The following is a 14,834-nucleotide window of genomic DNA, read 5'->3' as shown; positions in this document are numbered from 1 at the left end:
GCAGCCGATCTTAGGTTCGCCCGTACTCCCGAGCAAGCGGCCGGCGAAGCGCATAGTGGCCGGGAAGCCCCCGCCAGATTGCAGCCGCCTAACAACCCTCCTGGTAGGCACCCGCCACATCGTTGTCGTGGTACTCCGAGAGGGAAGAATCTCCCCCCAGATGACATCACACGTCTGCCAGTGTTCGTTTCACTCACGGCGGCTAGTGCAAGCAAATCATCCAATTCGAGCCGCTTTCCAGGTCGCCTTGACACAAGCCCGGGTTGATGTGCGCTGGCCGGACGGGGAGAAGGCGCAGAGCGTGGATTAGCTCGATCTATCGAGGGTAGGGAAGGGCGGTCTCCGACCCAAACCGGTCGTTGCTCGGTCAAGGCAGCGGACGTATGTGAAATGCGTTAGATTGTCGAGAAGAATAGGTGCTCATGACGACTCATGCTCGTAGGGGAAAGCATGTTTGGGCGAATTGAATCCATCTCTCAAGCGGCAGTCTGGGACGGCTACGACGGGCGAACGAGCGCAGCACCAGACTTCGCGCGTTACAACCTGATCTATGGCTGGAATGCTTCCGGCAAGACGACCCTTTCCCGTGTCTTCGGGCTATTGAACGGGCCGACCATAAGCGGGCTGCCGGCCGGCGCACATGTGCGTGTCAGCGTGGGACAGGGCGTGCTGGATAGTCGGAAAGAGCAAGATCGGGGGCAGGTTCCCGTACGCATCTTCAACCGGGACTTCATCGACGCAAACCTGCAGCAGGCAGACTACACGCACGCGCCTGCCTTGTTCATCGTGGGCGAAGACAACATCCGGCTGAGTAACCGCATTGTGTCGCTGTCCCGACGACGGGACCGTGTGGCGGCAATGTATCGCTCGGTCCAAACAAAGCAGAATGAGACCAGTACCGCCAGGGAGAAAGCGGCCACGGACTTGGCTAGGGAATGCGGAACGGTGCTAGGTGTCCGCGACTTTCGTGCACCCAATCTGAAAGGTATCCATCAACGGCTGACCGCACCAGCTAACCACCTTCTCGACGCCGCCACGTTGCAAGCAATGGTCAGCCAGGCGCGCGACCAAAGTGAGTTCGCTCCCATTCGCAACCTGCCAGAGGTGGTGCCTCCGCTCCCGCCCGGGGTAGATGACGTCGCGAAGTTGTTGAAGGAGACACCAAAGCAGAACACGATCAAACGCTTGTCTGACGCCCCCGCGCTGAGCGACTGGGTACGCACTGGTCTGCGCTTTCATGAGCACAGTACGACCTGTGCCTTCTGTGGAAACGATGCAGCGCAAGCGCTGGAAGCCTACGCGAACCACTTCTCCGACGAGTATCGCCACCAGCACGCAGCCATCACGGCGGCAATCGGACGGTTGGAACAGCGCAGGCCGGCGCACACCTTCCCGCATGAGAAGGAGTGGGTCCCCGATGTCCGGGCCAAGGTCAAGGCCGCACTGGGTCGGCTCACGGTTTGGGAAGCTCGGGAAGGCGAGATCCGTAGGGGTTGGGCTGGCCTGCTGAACGAGAAGCTTGCCAACATGGAGACGGCCTACACCCTGGAGGCAGTCGAAGATCGAGCTCCCGAGTTGACGGCCATCTTTGCGGAGCTTCACCAGGCAAAAGATGACCACAACCGCGCGTGTGACGAACTTGCCGCCAGACGCCGAGGCGCAGCCGAGAAAGTGAAGGAGCACTTCGCAGCCCGATTTGTGCTCGACCCCGGAGCGGCGGAAGCGGTCGCGTTCTTGAGCCAGGCTGAAGCGGAGCTTGGACGCATCAAGACCGTCGGGCAGAAAATTGCAGCGCAAGCGGCGGCGGTAAATTCCGAGCTACAACGTAGCTCGGTGGCCGCAAGTCAGATCAATGGACTGCTGAAGCGCCTGCTTGGGCCGCGCATCTCCGTCGAGCAGGCTCAGGACAATCGGATCCAGTTCATCCGCGAAGGTCAACCCGCCATCAATATGAGCGACGGTGAGCGGACCGCGATCTCGTTGGCTTACTTCCTGGTTAGCTTGGGGCAGAACGGTCAGCGGCTTGAGGATTTGGTCGTTTTCGTGGATGACCCGATCTGTAGCCTAGATGCCAACCACATCTATGACGTGGCTTACCTACTCATTACGAGTCTAAAGGTGTGTCGGCAGCTATTCATTTCGACGCATAACTCGGAGTTCTTCAACACGGTTAAGCAAGATTGGGCTGACCGTGCAGGAAAGTTTCACAAGGATCATGAGGCGTATCTTGTCCATCGTGAGAACGACGGTGCTAGCCAGTTGATGGGGCTTCCAGCCCACTTGGCGAAGTTCCGATCAGACTATCATCACGTCTTCTTCTGCCTTCGCCAGTTCCAAGCGAGCACAAGACCCGATGTGGAAGCATACCTAGGTTGCCCAAACCTTCTTCGGCGTTTCTTGGAGATGTATCTTGGGTTCAAGCGTCCTACGCCGAAGAATTATCTCTCCAAGTTGGACATTTTATTCGATGACGAAGTGGAGAGAAACGCAGTCGCAAGATACGTGGACGAGGGGTCGCACAGCGCATCAACGCTCCGTCTGCTCGAGTTTTCCGACTTCCCCGGAATGTCGCGGGGAATGGTCGAGCGCGTGATGCGGGCAATGGAGCGTGTGGACCCAGATCACTATTCAGTGTTGATGGCGGAAACTGCCTAAATATTTATGTCCGCTTCTGGCCGGAAGCGGACATCGGCGGGGCAGGGGATTAGGAAGATTTATCGAGGGTAGAGGAAGCAATGCTACTTCTATCCACGGCGGTCCGCGTCTGTCCAACCAAACGAAAACACGCGCTCTACCAAGAGCTCATGCGGCCACCCTTCTGGGCGTTGGCTCTAACGACGGTCAGCTTGGTGGGTGGGAACCGCTTTTCTAGAATATAATCTGCAACTGCTGCAGACACACTGATTGTTCAGTCAATGCATGCTGCCGCTCTTGCCGGAGCGCCCCCGACTCAACTTAACCTAGGCTCAAGCCGAATGATCACTCTAAGTTTCGATAGAAGTCTAATTCGTCTTAGTTCTTGGGATGAGCTCTATGAGACACCTGGCTATGTCAAAGTGCTTGACGCTAAGTCAGTCCAGCTTAGGGAGATCATTGGCGTCTACTCATTTCAAACGAGAGAAGCGTGTGGTCTCAAGAACTGCAAACAGCCCCACGGCAATGGATACGTAGTAACTACTACTAGCGGAAGCGTCACAAACATTGGAAGCATTTGCGGTAAGCGGGCGTTCTCAATTACGTTTACAAACTTGCGAAGAGCGTTCGACAGAGACCTTAAGGCTAAGGAGAGAAGGGAAAGGCTGGAGGCACTTCAAAATAGGCTGCCGGCGGTCCTGGAGCAGTTTCGCTCCATGCGGGACCACGCGAAACCACTTTACAGAGCTACTATGGGCCTGAGGGGATCAGGTGTTCCGCGGCAGATAGCCGATGCGGTACGGAATATGATGCGTATCGGAGACGGTGCGATAACCAAGAATAGAAAGGCGACCCCGCAAGAGCGAGAATTTGCCATTGAGTCGGGGCTGGCTAGGCGGGACATGCCGTACTATGTCAGTGAGATTGTTGGACGCATCAGTAGCGTGAGTGCACTAAACGAGGCGGAGGCGCTTAGGGAACTGCTCAACGAGCTCGACCCGACGCTCAATAGACTGGCAGAGTGCGATCTAAGCACAATTTCAGACAAAGAAGCTCGCCATCTTGATAAAGCGACCAGCGGCATCGATTCTAGGCTTGATCAAATCGGCCGCACGATTACGTCGCTGCGTGCATTTGCTACCCAGGACAACATTGGCCAACTTGCTATGATCTTGGAATCACCGACTGATAGGAGGCTCTTCGATGGATTCTTGCATTCATTGCCTGCGCCCGGATTGGTTCGGTAAAGGCGTCTGCCTGAAGACCCTCGGCTGAAGCGAAACGATCGCAAGCGACCAGTTCCTAGAATGGTATGTCGAACGTTCCGACCTCTATCCCACCCTTGTACCGAGCTCTTTTTTCAAAGATGCTTGCAAACTCCCTTCGAAGCTCAGCGTCACTGTTCAGCTTATCAGCATCACTCTCAGAAAAATCCATCGACACCTCGATTCCCCGCTTGTTAGTGCTAAGGATGACTTCCCCACTTGGCATGGAAATTCTCAGTCTCGAAGCCGCCTTGCTCAGATAGTGCCTGAGCATATAGCCCATTTCTTCCTTGAAGTAACTGCGCACTTCAGATGAAGTCGCAATGGCCTCAAAGCTCTTGCCGACCTCATTTGAGAAGAACTTAACATTATGCGAATGAAGCAAGTCGATATCGCCAATCCATTGCTTCAGTGCGGAAGATTGCACGAAGTGCACGGACGCAGCCGTGTCTTTCCTTCTCACCATATATCGAACGAAGCAAGTGATGCGATCGACCTCGCGCACTTGCTTCCTGTCTTCATTGAATTGAACTTCCACCATTTGAGCATCAAAGACAGCATGCAGTGAGTAGCTGTAGATCCTCTTCCTTCGCGCCATATCGCCCCCAGCCCGCTTCCCGAGTTCGTGATCGAGAGCCTTGATTAGGCTAGTAAAAGAGTCGTAGTAAGGCTTGTCATTGTTAGCCTGCCCCTCATTGCCCACCATCTGAAATGCAAAAACGTCCCGAGCCGCCACTAGCATCGCCCTAACTGCGGGGCTCATCGACGAAAAATAGCGATCTTTCCAGTTCGAGCTGGAGAGATGGGCCTTCATCGGCTGCAGTCTCGTGGCCTGTGGCGCAGGCTCCCAGTCAGCATTTGGGTCCTTGGCTGGGCGCTTGCGCGAAAGAAAGGCTGCAGCATCCTTTGCGATTTTTTTGCAGCTGATCAGAGCGCAAGTGAGTACGTGTATATCGTCCATTTTTGTTATCTTGTAGGCGATAACATCGAGCTCTCGAGCCTGATTGCTTACGTCATCGATGTAATAGCTTCCATTGATAGTCTTCCAGCCTGCCTTCTGTAGCGCTGTCACCACCTCGTGTTCAAGAACAAACCCAGTTTTCGTGACCGCTTCGAGGACTTTCGCATTAGTTGGCACGAGTAAATCCTTATAATTTTGCGTGGGCAGACATCATTGCTCGGCTGGGTTGCCGGCGCAGTTCAATTGTCCGACCAAACGGCAAGTCGGGGAAAGATCTTTGTTTGATCGGGTCAGCGGACGGTGACTGCGCGACCTCAGTCCACGAAAGAATTTCGGCGATGGATAGTCATTCCTTCGACGCGCCCTTGTCGTCCTCCAAAAGTCGCGCCGCTGGATTGGCTGTGGCTCCGCCGGCTTGGAAGTATCCCACCACGCTCGACACCGAACGGTGCTCGGTCAGCTGCATGATCGCCGGCAGCGCCACGCCTTGGCGGCTGGCCTCGGTCACAAACCCTGACCGCAGGCTATGCCCGCCAAAATCCCCCTCCAGCCCCGCCAGGCGTGCCCGCCGCTGCACGATTTCACCCACGGCGGCGGGGGACAGGGCAGGGCCGACCCGCTGCTTCCACAGCCGCCGGAAGATAGCCCCCTCGGTGAGGCTTGAGGCATCCAGCCAGTCCTGAAGGGCGAGGGCGGCCCGATCGAGCACCGGCTTATCCGGGGTCGAGGTGGCCGTAACCCCGGCCTGCTGGGTCTTGCTGTGCTCCAGCCGGTAGATATAGCCCGCCTCGCCAATCCGGCGCAGGTCGCGCAGGTCGGCAGCGGCGATCTCGCTACGCCGGCGGCCGCCACTGGCAAACCCGAAGCAAAGTAGGGCGCGATCCCGAATGCCTTCCAGGCTATCGTCGCAGGTGGCCAGCATGGCCTCCAGCTCGGCCAAGGTGATGGCAGTCTTCTTGCGTGGGCGCTCACCGCGTTTGACGGCCGCCCGCGCTGCACGACTAAGCACGGTGCGTATTGCCGGCTGCTCGCAGGGATTGGCCACTTGCTTCAGGCGGTGCGCGGTGGAAAGCACGGCAACGCGATGGCGCACGGTGGCCAGCGTCCAGGGGCCAAGTTTGGCTTTCAGGCCGGCCGCCACCAAGGCCTGATCGACGGCCGTTGGCAGCTCCCAAGCCAATTCGCCCTCAGCCGACCGGCGCTGCACATGGTCGACCACGAACTGCAGCACGGTGGCTTCGGGTACCGGCAAGGCCAACTCGATGCCGTAGCGCGCCGCATGCCAGCCAGCCCAGTAGCGCAGGGCGCTGGTGTAGCTGCGGGTGGTGTTCTCGGCCGCGGCTTCGGCCAGCAGCTCGCGGACCGCATCGGCAGCCTGTTGGGCGAGCTGTTCCGGCAAGACCAGGCTGGCAGCCGTCGCAACCAGGACGGGAATTGTAGAATTCTCTTTCATAATATGTAATGTACGCTACAACAAATAGCTACTACCCACGATAATCCTCACTTATCGTGAGTACGTTATCAGCAGAGTAGGGTGCCAGTACAGGAGACTTCGCATGGCCCGCGGCATCACCGAAACTGACGTCCATACCGCCGCCGACGAGTTGGTCGCCAAGGGCGAACGCCCAACCGTAGAGCGGATCCGGGCTCACCTGGGCACAGGCTCGCCGAACACGGTGACCCGCTGGCTGGAAACATGGTGGAACCGACTTGGCACGCGCCTGCAGCCAGTGCGTCCGGACTTGGAAGATGCGCCAGCGGTGTTGGTAGAACTCGCCGGGCAATGGTGGGAGTTGGCGCTGAAGCATGCCCAGGAAGCCGCCCGTCGAGAGCTTGCATCGTCCGAGCGGGCCCTGGCTGCCGAGCGTGATGCGCTGGAGGCCAGTTCCCGACTTGCGGCTGAAGAGCTGGCGCAAATGCGTGCAGAGCGTGACGTTGCAATCACCGGGGAAAGAATTGCAACGACCCAAGCCTCAGAGCTGCAGCACCTGGTCGACCAGCTTCAGCTACAGATCTCTGAACTTGCAGAGCAGCGCGACCTCGAGCGTCGAAGAGCCGACCGAACCGAGACAGCGAGACAGCAACTCGACGTCCGGCTTCACGAGGCCCGAGAGACGGCGAAATCTGAGCGGGAGGACTGGACCGAGTACGTCAGATCTGTCGAGAATCGAGCGCTCAGCGATGTGGATCGAGCCCGCCAGGAGGTGAAGGAACTCCAGGTGCAGCAAAGCAAGGCATCCGAACAACACAGGGCCCTTGAGAAGCAGCTGCGTCAGGACATCCAGGCCGCCCAATCAGCGGCCGCCACGGCCAGTCAGTCTGCCGATATCCTGCGCGGCAAATGTGACGCGCTTGAGGGGCAACTTTCAGGGCTTCGAGATTTGCCAGCTCAGCTGGAAGTGGCGCTCAAGCGATCCAAAGAAGTTCGTCCGCCTGCGGCTCGCAGACGCCCAAAACAATAGCGCTGTGCCGCGCTCCTAATAGCTGACACGGGTGCCAACTTCCAGGGCACACGAAAGAAAGGGCCGGCTTCATTTGCGCCGGAGGCCAGTCCGCTGACTCCGCGCAAGTCGCGTTCTGCGAGCTAGCCAGGCAGCCCAACAGACGAATGAGACCGCAAATCCGACGATTACCATGGCAACCAGCATGATCTCTCGATCAGTGTCGTTCATTGAGGGAGTCTCGGGAGTTGAGCCTTAGCGTCTATGCCATGGTACCTGACGCTTCGGAGTGCAAGTGCGGGCGCGATGGCTGCATTTGAAGTTCTTTCGAAAGAATCCTTAGCCTGAGCCCGTCCAAGCGCGGGCAGCATGGCTGCATCTTGGCTTGAAGCACTCGGCATGCCAGGTCGGAATAGGATCGTAGGATGATGAGCAAAGGCTCACGTTCCGACGGCGCCGTGTTCGAACGCGTAACACTTTTACTTGGCGCTTGGTAACAGATTTACCTGCTTCGTCACCAGCCATTGCCACGCGGAGCCGACGAAGGACGACCAGCGCTGACCGAAGCGCCTGACACCATTTCGCATAATGTATATTATGTTCTCTGTTCCGTGGCTGGCTGGCGCACTTCTTGCGTCGGCCACGGTTCCTTCTCTGGCATGGAGCCTGATCGTGCGTGATCGGAACCTGACCGGCCCTTGGGCCGGTTTTTCGTTTAAGGCCGGCCGACTGGTCACCCCCGAAGGCCGCGAACTGGAGCCGCAGGATCTGGCCTGGCTGTCGCTCACCGCTGCCCAGGCACAGGAATGGCGTCGGCTGATGGAGGGCGCGAGATCCTCTTTACCTGGACAGAAAGCGCGGAAACCCTTGTCCTACAAGGGTTCTGAAATCGTAGATCTCCAGCTAGTTGTGCGTAGACGCAACGAAGTGCGTTTGCCCAGGGTGATGGCTGGCCCTGACGCCGAGCCACCGACTGCGGTCCTGCCGGTACCGGGGCCGAGGCGCCGCCAGCGCGTGTGAGGCGATTCCGTAGGGGCGCCGCCCCTACACCCCCGGCGAAATCTGAAAGAGTGTCAGGTGTCGGAGAACCAAGAATGCGTAAGGAACCCGAGGGGCACGCGTATCGGCCATCGCGCGTACAGACCGGCAAACCAGCCCACTGCAAAGCAGCCACCTGACTGGCGAAACATATCACGCCCGGCCACGACCTGGCTTTAGCCTTGGCGTTGACGCCGGAAGGCCCGATCCATCCATCGGGCAATCCAGTAATGCAAATCGAAGTAGCGGCGCAGGTTCATGGCGCGAGTATAAGCGCGACCAGCCCGAGGCACGCCAGATGACCCACGTAGTAGCCGTAGAATGCCCAACGGCCGCGCTGGATGGGCCATGACACGCCCGACAGGCCCACCGCCACAGGAATCGCAGCCAGCGCCCATAGGTTACTGTTGAAGGCACATAGGGGCGCGAACGCAGCCAGTGTGAGTAGCGGCCGGCCGGTTCGGAACCCCAGCCACGCCAGCAGGACGAAGACCACGCCGGACCACTGGTAGTCCACGAATGCCGGCAGCACCGCCGCGGCGAATGCCAGGACCACCCAACGACGCTGGCTGGCAGCGTAGACGGCAGCGGCACACAGCGCGAACGTCAGCAGGATGTTGAGCGGCAACCAGTAGCCGAAGACCAGTGCATGCACCGGCTGGGCGATGATTCCCCACATCGAAAGCCTGCGAACGGACTTGACCACATCGGCGCCGGGCTGAGCAAGGTTGTAGGCCATCACCAGCGCGAACAGCGGGAACGCCGTGCGCCCCGCTTCGCTCAGGCCTGGCACATAGCCGCCATAGATCACTTTGGCGACGTGATCCCCGGTCATCAGGATGACCGCGAGCCACTTCAACACTTCACGTGCGCTGCTGGTCATCAAATATCCCTCGTTGTAGGCGGCAGTACTGAGCCGCTGGGGTATTGCGGCGACTCAGGGAAGGTTCCAAGCGCCCTCGCCTCCTTGTTGATCGTTGCGCCCCCGGCCTCACTACGAATCCGCCGCGACTCTTCCTGATAGTGGGCTGACTGCTGGAAATCGTTCATGCGCCGCGCCTCTGCCTGATTGGTGTCAAGGAACGGTTCGTACTGGCCGTTGACCGCGACCATGCGGCACTGCTCTTGATCCATCACGTACGTGGTGCCCTGCTCCGTCTTGCAGCTGCACCGGCCGATCTGATGTTCGCCATTCGCGTCCAGGCCATCGCCCGACGCCATGCAGTACACCCGGGGAGGCTGATTCGTCGGAATCGAGAGGCTGTCATAAGCCGGTGCCGTCCACGGCTGGCCCGCGACGCGCGGCGTCACCCAAGCCAGATAGTCGTTGCTGCGGGTAATGGCAGGGGGTGCGGCTTGCGGCGCGGCTGCGACCGTCGCTCCCGCTCCGTTCTCCGCCGCTTGCGGCGCCTTGACCTCTGCTTGTCCTGTCTCAAGCTCTCCGGATAGCTGGGCATGCACGCGATTCACGGACCACCATGCGCCACCGATCACCGCCAACAACAACGCTGCCGCTGCTGGGTAGTACCAGGGAATGGCCTTCTCGCTGGTGTCCATCACCGTGGACTCGTACAGCCCCATGGGGCGCTTAGGCAGTTTGACCCGCTTCAAGATCAGGGGATGACCTTTCTCAGGCTTGTCCTCGAAGCGATCAAAAATGCGAAGGTGAGCAAACGGAAGCATGAATCGCCTACGCACATGCACATGACGCTCAATCAGATCGTGAACGAACTCATCTACCTGTTTCTTAGGCGACTGACTGACGAAGATGAAGTCCAAGCCACGATGGCGGTGCTTCGCCAGTTGCTCAACGTGGTTAGGGACAGAAGAGCCCGGCCGCCGCTTAGGAAGCATGCCATGCTCGTAAGCCTCATCAACCAAGCACACCGAGCCGTCAGGCAAGAAATTGGTCCAGTCGCAGAACTGCTCCGGAGTCATCGGAAGCATGCGCGCCTCATCATGCTTAAAGCCGCGCACATTGCACACGTACACCAAGCGACCTTCATCACGGAAGGTCATTGCGTGATCAATAGCGTGCAGCGTCTTGCCGTGTCCAGGCTGACCCGTGTACCAGTAGATCATTCCTTGGTCACTCCCAACTGTTGAGCACGCGTGGTGGACATGGGAATGACCTTGAACATGAATCGCACAGACAGTGCCGACAGGATCATAGTCATGAACTGATCAAAGCCGATGGCGCCGAGAAAATTGCTGGCGTCCTGAGGCAACGAGCCGACATACGTCGCAATCGTGGTCTTTAGCACTGGCAGTAGCTGGTTGATCGACACAAGCGTGATGCCCGCAGTCGATAGCGCCTTGGTCACGATGCGACCGATGCCGCCAAACAGCACGGTCCAAACAAGGTTCACGCCGCGCGTGATCCATTCCCATATCGAACTCATCACGAATCCCCAAAGACGATGCGGAAGGAAATGAACATGCCCATCAGGAGCATCACGGTCTTGATGGCTGCGACCAACTGGCACCACCACGTAGTGCCATCGAGAGAAACGGAGCCAAACCGCCCAAGATCAATGGACCCGAACTGAGGGCAGGAACCACCGCCAAAGCCGCTCGTGTCGATCAAGTCTTTGTCGAACTTCCATGACCACTTGCCGGGGCCATCCACGTCCTCAGCGCCCTCATGGGGGTTGCCGCCGTTGCCCTCCCCTGCGCCGGGACCACTGCCACAGCGCTGCGCACGCATTGCGCGAAGCTGATGGGCTTCAACGGTATCGCCCTCAACGCTGAAGGCAGATTGGCAATCGCCCACGTCGCCGGTCACCTTGGCTGAATTACCTGCCTCAGTAGCGCACCGCGTCGCCCAGGCCTGTGTTGCGATCATGCCCAAGGCAGCATCACCAGTAACAATGGGCGGGGACTTGCAATCGCCGCCGCCGCTCGCACTGTTGCCGTTACCCTCGCCCTGCTCGCCGTTGCCGTTACTACCGCCCACGCCGGGACCAGAGCCATCCCCTGGCGTAGGCTGATTGCCGTTTGGCTGGCCCTGATTGTTGTAGGTGTTGGTGTTGGTGGTGTTGCCGGTGTTGTTGTTCGTGATGTTCGTGGTGTTGCCGCTGGGCTGCCAGTTCTCGCCGGGGCGGTTGCTAGGCGGGTTCGCCGGGGTGTTTGGCGCGCTGATGCTGGCGCCCTCCGTACGCGGATTGTTGGTCGCGGTGTGCCCTTTCTGATTGGCCGTGTCGCTCGCACAAGTCCGGAAACCGCTCGCCGTGCTAATGCACGTCCTGTCCTTCGACTTGCACACGTTGTAGGCGCCGGATTGATGGCAATACTCATCTTTCTTTTCCGGCTTAGGCGGAGCATCCGCAAAGCAGGTTTCGCCGCTGGCCTTCCACGTGCCTGACCGGATTGCGATGGCGTTCGGGTTGCCGCTTTCGCGCAAGCTGAAATCGACCCCCGGATCAAGGTTTGGCTGCACCTTGCAGCCGTTGTCGCAGACGCCGCCCGAATACATGGTGCCGTTGATCATCCCGGCCTGGCCGTCAACGCGGTTCTTGCAGCTGTTGGCCGTGATGTAGATGAAGGTGCCGTGCTTGATGTAGTTGCCCCAGTTGCCAACGCCATCGACGTACTCATTTCGACCTTCATATACCGTATTCGTGCCCTGCACCTTCGAAGGGCAGGACGGGTTGCGCACGCCGCTGCGACTGTTCACATAGTTGGTGATGTACTCCATGCACGCCTTGTAGGCGGCGCCCTGATCGGGGTAGGTCTGCGCGGAGGCTGCGGACGTAGCGAGCATCGCAGCCAGCAGAAAGACCAGCGCGCACGCCCACCGGGCGCAGCAGTTCACGAGTCGAAGGCGAGCCATAGCGCCCCCAGCACAGCCACGATCACGAAATAGCCCATAAGACCCCCAAAAAGTAGGGGCGACGTGCGCCCCTACTTGGCCTGCTTGATGTTCCCCCACAGCAGAAACAGCCCCTTCACCGCTGCGAGAACCGAGAGAATCCCCGCGATGACCTGGGCGGCCGTCGCGAGGAACTCCATAACCGCTACTACGACGGGCACGACACCCGCTCCCGGTTACTTGGCGCGCTTGATCATCGACCACAGCAGGAACAGGCCCAGCACACCGGCCAGCACGACCAGAATGCCGCTGACACTGGACTTGCCGTTGGTGATTTCGGCGGTGATGGCCTCGGCCGGCCCGCCACTGGCGAGCGCGGCACCGCTGGCGATCATGGCGGTGGCACCGGCAGCAACCTTGCCAGCAGCGGAACGACCGAAACGACGTGCAACGTTCATGTACTTCATGGGATGTACTCTCTTGGTTGGGTTAGAACCGCTCACGGGACACACGGGCGAACTGTCTGAAAACGACGCCCAGTGCCCAGCAGGCCGCGATAGCGAATGCGACTTGCGTACCCTCAGCCAGTGTGAGCGGTGGTAAGACTGGCTGAGGTTTCTCGATCCAGACCGGCACAGCACAGACGCCATCAGCACCGATGTTCTGGGCCGTGCACGACTGGATGTAGACCGGCTCTGGCATGGGTTAGGCCTTGGCGACTGGCTTGGCCGACAGCGGAACGAGGTCCACGTAGCGCTTCAGGATCAGGTCCCCGTACTGGCTCAGCGCGAAGGACTGCGGGTCAATGTCGTACTCGCCCGGCGGGTACGGCGGGCGCGAGCCGAGGCCGACACGGAACGGCAGCTCGAAGCCGTTGCCGAAATCGAGGCCGACCATCTGGGAGCGGATGATGGAGTTGGTCTTACTGTTGTGCCGTTCTTCAACGGCGGCGGACTTCACGCGGCAGATAGGCATAGTTCTTCTCTCACATAGCGATGGAGTGGTTCACCCTTGGAAATGCCGCGAAAACGTCCGGGGTGACCGTCACGGACGACGCGGGCCAGCAGGAAGTCGGTGAACGAATCACCGAACGCTCCATGCAGAACACTGAGAGCCGGGCCTACCTGACGCTCCATCCAGAGCACCATGGCCTCGGCAGAAACTTCGACCTGCTTGCGGATCGTGCGCAGCCGTGTGCACACACCCTTGATGAGGTCCTGCAGCGCGCTGTACGAACCGCGCAGGTACGCGCCCGGGTTCAACAGCACATCCAGCGGGATTTCCATGTGCTTGCCGTACAGGCGCACTTCCGCGCGCACCCAGCGCGAGGACGGCAGGCCCTCGGCCTTGCCCTTTTCATAGACGCACAGTTCCTTGTGGCCTTTGCCACCGACGTACAGCGTGCAGCCGGTGTTGTGACCTTCATCGGAAATGAAGCGGTGACGCGGCGGGCAACCGCCTTCGGTAAAGCCGCCTTTCGCGGCGACCTCGCGGAGCGCATGCACGTCCAGGCGTTCGCCTTCGTAGTCGTCGTGAGCGCAATCAACGCGGGTGATCTTGGCGTCGAGCATTGAGCCCTGCTTGTAGACCTGCGCCCAGTTGCGGACCCACTTGCAACCCATGCCGGTCAGGCTCAGGCACACGGTGCTCTTCTTGCCACCGATACCGACACGGCCAACAACCTCGTTTTCCCGGTCGATCAACACCGCAGACTGCTCGTAGAAGTTCCAGTTCTTCTCACGAATCGCGCCGGCAACAACTTCGCCACGGAAACCGAAGATGCGGAACAGCAGGAGGTCGAGCTTCTTGCAGTTCACCTCTTCAAGGGCGGAGAGCGGGACCACAATGGTCAGGTAGTCGATGATTGCGTCTTGCTGACCCTTTTGGCCCGTGTTACTCCCCGGGCCAATCTTCGCCGCCGCCCGCTGTCCCTTTTCACCGGGCGAAAGCGGGGAAAAGCCCCCTGCCCCGCCCTCTGCGGCCATACGGAAGCGAGCGCGATCAACGGCCATGAGACCCCCCGGCGGCAAGCGCCATGCGATGATTCGTGTCCAGGCAAACGGAGACGCCCATGCGCACACCCATGAAGTTCAGCGGCAAGCCGCAGTCGTACGTAAAGCAGCTGGAAGCCCGAATCGCTGCACTTGAATCAGCGGTTACGGCGCTGGTGATGATCAACAGATCACCGGAATTCGCGAGGGCGCTGGGCGCGTCCGCAGACTGGAGCGAGGGATTCATGAGCGCTCCCGAAACACGCGCAACACCGGAGTTTGTGCGCGACTGGCGCACTGCATTGATGCACGTGCTGACTGAGCCACCGGCAGCAGAGGCCCACTCACCTGACGCCAATCGCGGCGAATCCGACGATCCGCAGGAGCGTTCGACAGACTGACGTCTTTCCGGAGGCCGTCACGCATGGCGCACCTCCAGCAGATGCTTCAGGAAGACGCCCTGCTGGCCGCGAAAGGCTTGGAACGAAGCTTCGTCTTCAGCGGTCCAGCCCGTGGCGGCCAATTCGGCGCGCGCCTGAGCAATGGAACAGGCCGCGTAGACCTGCTGAAGAAGAACGCGGGTCTGCTCTTGCTCGTGCCGGGCGATCACCCATGAGCCGATGCGGACGATGCCGACGCCGATGCACGCGACGGCGAGAACGATGATGAGAAGCGCGTTATCCATGCCCTACC

The 14,834-nt window shown here is 59.6% G+C and carries 16 protein-coding genes; 5 read left to right on the top strand and 11 right to left on the bottom strand.

Annotation, left to right across the window (positions count from 1 at the left end):
* Positions 1–432: 432 nt before the first annotated feature.
* Both QRO93_RS01320 and QRO93_RS01315 read left to right on the top strand, forming a co-directional pair.
* On the top strand, positions 433–2,655 hold the full coding sequence (locus tag QRO93_RS01320; RefSeq protein WP_285303917.1) for an AAA family ATPase: 2,223 nt from the start codon (positions 433–435) through the stop codon (positions 2,653–2,655).
* A gap of 401 nt (positions 2,656–3,056) precedes the next feature.
* Positions 3,057–3,881 (top strand): hypothetical protein, encoded by an 825-nt coding sequence (locus QRO93_RS01315; RefSeq protein ID WP_180878367.1) that lies wholly within the window; start codon positions 3,057–3,059, stop codon positions 3,879–3,881.
* Positions 3,882–3,936: 55 nt separating this feature from the next.
* Here the strand turns inward: QRO93_RS01315 and QRO93_RS01310 are convergent, their stop codons facing one another.
* Entirely contained in the window at positions 3,937–5,037 is a 1,101-nt protein-coding gene (locus QRO93_RS01310; RefSeq protein WP_180878366.1) for a hypothetical protein, read from the bottom strand.
* A gap of 169 nt (positions 5,038–5,206) precedes the next feature.
* Positions 5,207–6,313, bottom strand: a complete 1,107-nt coding sequence (locus tag QRO93_RS01305) for a site-specific integrase (protein ID WP_180878365.1) — start codon at positions 6,311–6,313, stop codon at positions 5,207–5,209.
* 103 nt (positions 6,314–6,416) lie between these two features.
* Between QRO93_RS01305 and QRO93_RS01300 the strand changes: the two genes are divergently transcribed.
* The gene (locus QRO93_RS01300; protein ID WP_033835817.1) at positions 6,417–7,322 is read left to right on the top strand and encodes a DNA-binding protein; all 906 of its coding nucleotides are present in this window, start codon (positions 6,417–6,419) and stop codon (positions 7,320–7,322) included.
* A gap of 567 nt (positions 7,323–7,889) precedes the next feature.
* Positions 7,890–8,321: a DUF3653 domain-containing protein gene (locus QRO93_RS01295; RefSeq protein WP_285303916.1), complete on the top strand. Its 432-nt coding sequence runs from the start codon at positions 7,890–7,892 to the stop codon at positions 8,319–8,321.
* A 274-nt stretch (positions 8,322–8,595) separates the two neighbouring features.
* Here the strand turns inward: QRO93_RS01295 and QRO93_RS01290 are convergent, their stop codons facing one another.
* From QRO93_RS01290 to QRO93_RS01255, 8 genes are all read right to left on the bottom strand, one after another.
* A complete protein-coding gene (locus QRO93_RS01290) occupies positions 8,596–9,222 on the bottom strand; it encodes a TraX family protein (RefSeq protein WP_285303915.1) in 627 nt (208 codons plus the stop codon).
* Positions 9,222–10,421, bottom strand: coding sequence for a zonular occludens toxin domain-containing protein (locus QRO93_RS01285; protein WP_285303914.1), 1,200 nt, complete (start codon positions 10,419–10,421; stop codon positions 9,222–9,224). Before QRO93_RS01285 ends, QRO93_RS01290 begins: the two co-directional genes overlap by 1 nt.
* Positions 10,418–10,741 carry a DUF2523 family protein gene (locus QRO93_RS01280; RefSeq protein ID WP_285303913.1) on the bottom strand — a complete coding sequence of 108 codons (324 nt, stop codon included), beginning with the start codon at positions 10,739–10,741 and terminating at the stop codon, positions 10,418–10,420. The genes QRO93_RS01285 and QRO93_RS01280 overlap by 4 nt, the downstream gene beginning before the upstream one ends.
* The gene (locus QRO93_RS01275) at positions 10,741–12,102 is read right to left on the bottom strand and encodes a hypothetical protein (protein ID WP_285303912.1); all 1,362 of its coding nucleotides are present in this window, start codon (positions 12,100–12,102) and stop codon (positions 10,741–10,743) included. Before QRO93_RS01275 ends, QRO93_RS01280 begins: the two co-directional genes overlap by 1 nt.
* A 140-nt stretch (positions 12,103–12,242) precedes the next feature.
* On the bottom strand, positions 12,243–12,371 hold the full coding sequence (locus QRO93_RS01270) for a hypothetical protein (RefSeq protein WP_285303911.1): 129 nt from the start codon (positions 12,369–12,371) through the stop codon (positions 12,243–12,245).
* Positions 12,372–12,386: 15 nt separating this feature from the next.
* Positions 12,387–12,617 carry a hypothetical protein gene (locus tag QRO93_RS01265; RefSeq protein WP_285303910.1) on the bottom strand — a complete coding sequence of 77 codons (231 nt, stop codon included), beginning with the start codon at positions 12,615–12,617 and terminating at the stop codon, positions 12,387–12,389.
* A 238-nt stretch (positions 12,618–12,855) separates the two neighbouring features.
* A complete protein-coding gene (locus tag QRO93_RS01260; protein WP_262088957.1) occupies positions 12,856–13,125 on the bottom strand; it encodes a G5P family DNA-binding protein in 270 nt (89 codons plus the stop codon).
* On the bottom strand, positions 13,107–14,162 hold the full coding sequence (locus tag QRO93_RS01255; protein WP_285303909.1) for a replication initiation factor domain-containing protein: 1,056 nt from the start codon (positions 14,160–14,162) through the stop codon (positions 13,107–13,109). The genes QRO93_RS01260 and QRO93_RS01255 overlap by 19 nt, the downstream gene beginning before the upstream one ends.
* Positions 14,163–14,221: 59 nt before the next feature.
* Here QRO93_RS01255 and QRO93_RS01250 point away from each other — a divergent pair, with 59 nt between their 5' ends.
* The gene (locus QRO93_RS01250; RefSeq protein WP_285303908.1) at positions 14,222–14,542 is read left to right on the top strand and encodes a hypothetical protein; all 321 of its coding nucleotides are present in this window, start codon (positions 14,222–14,224) and stop codon (positions 14,540–14,542) included.
* A 17-nt stretch (positions 14,543–14,559) separates the two neighbouring features.
* Here QRO93_RS01250 and QRO93_RS01245 read toward each other — a convergent pair whose 3' ends face one another.
* On the bottom strand, positions 14,560–14,826 hold the full coding sequence (locus QRO93_RS01245) for a hypothetical protein (protein ID WP_285303907.1): 267 nt from the start codon (positions 14,824–14,826) through the stop codon (positions 14,560–14,562).
* Positions 14,827–14,834 lie beyond the last annotated feature (8 nt).

The organism is Stenotrophomonas maltophilia group sp. Smal17, assembly GCF_030237045.1.
GTDB classification, from domain to species: Bacteria; Pseudomonadota; Gammaproteobacteria; order Xanthomonadales; family Xanthomonadaceae; genus Stenotrophomonas; species Stenotrophomonas forensis.
Note: the sequence above shows the minus strand (reverse complement) of the source record. Positions and strands in the feature narration are given on the sequence as shown.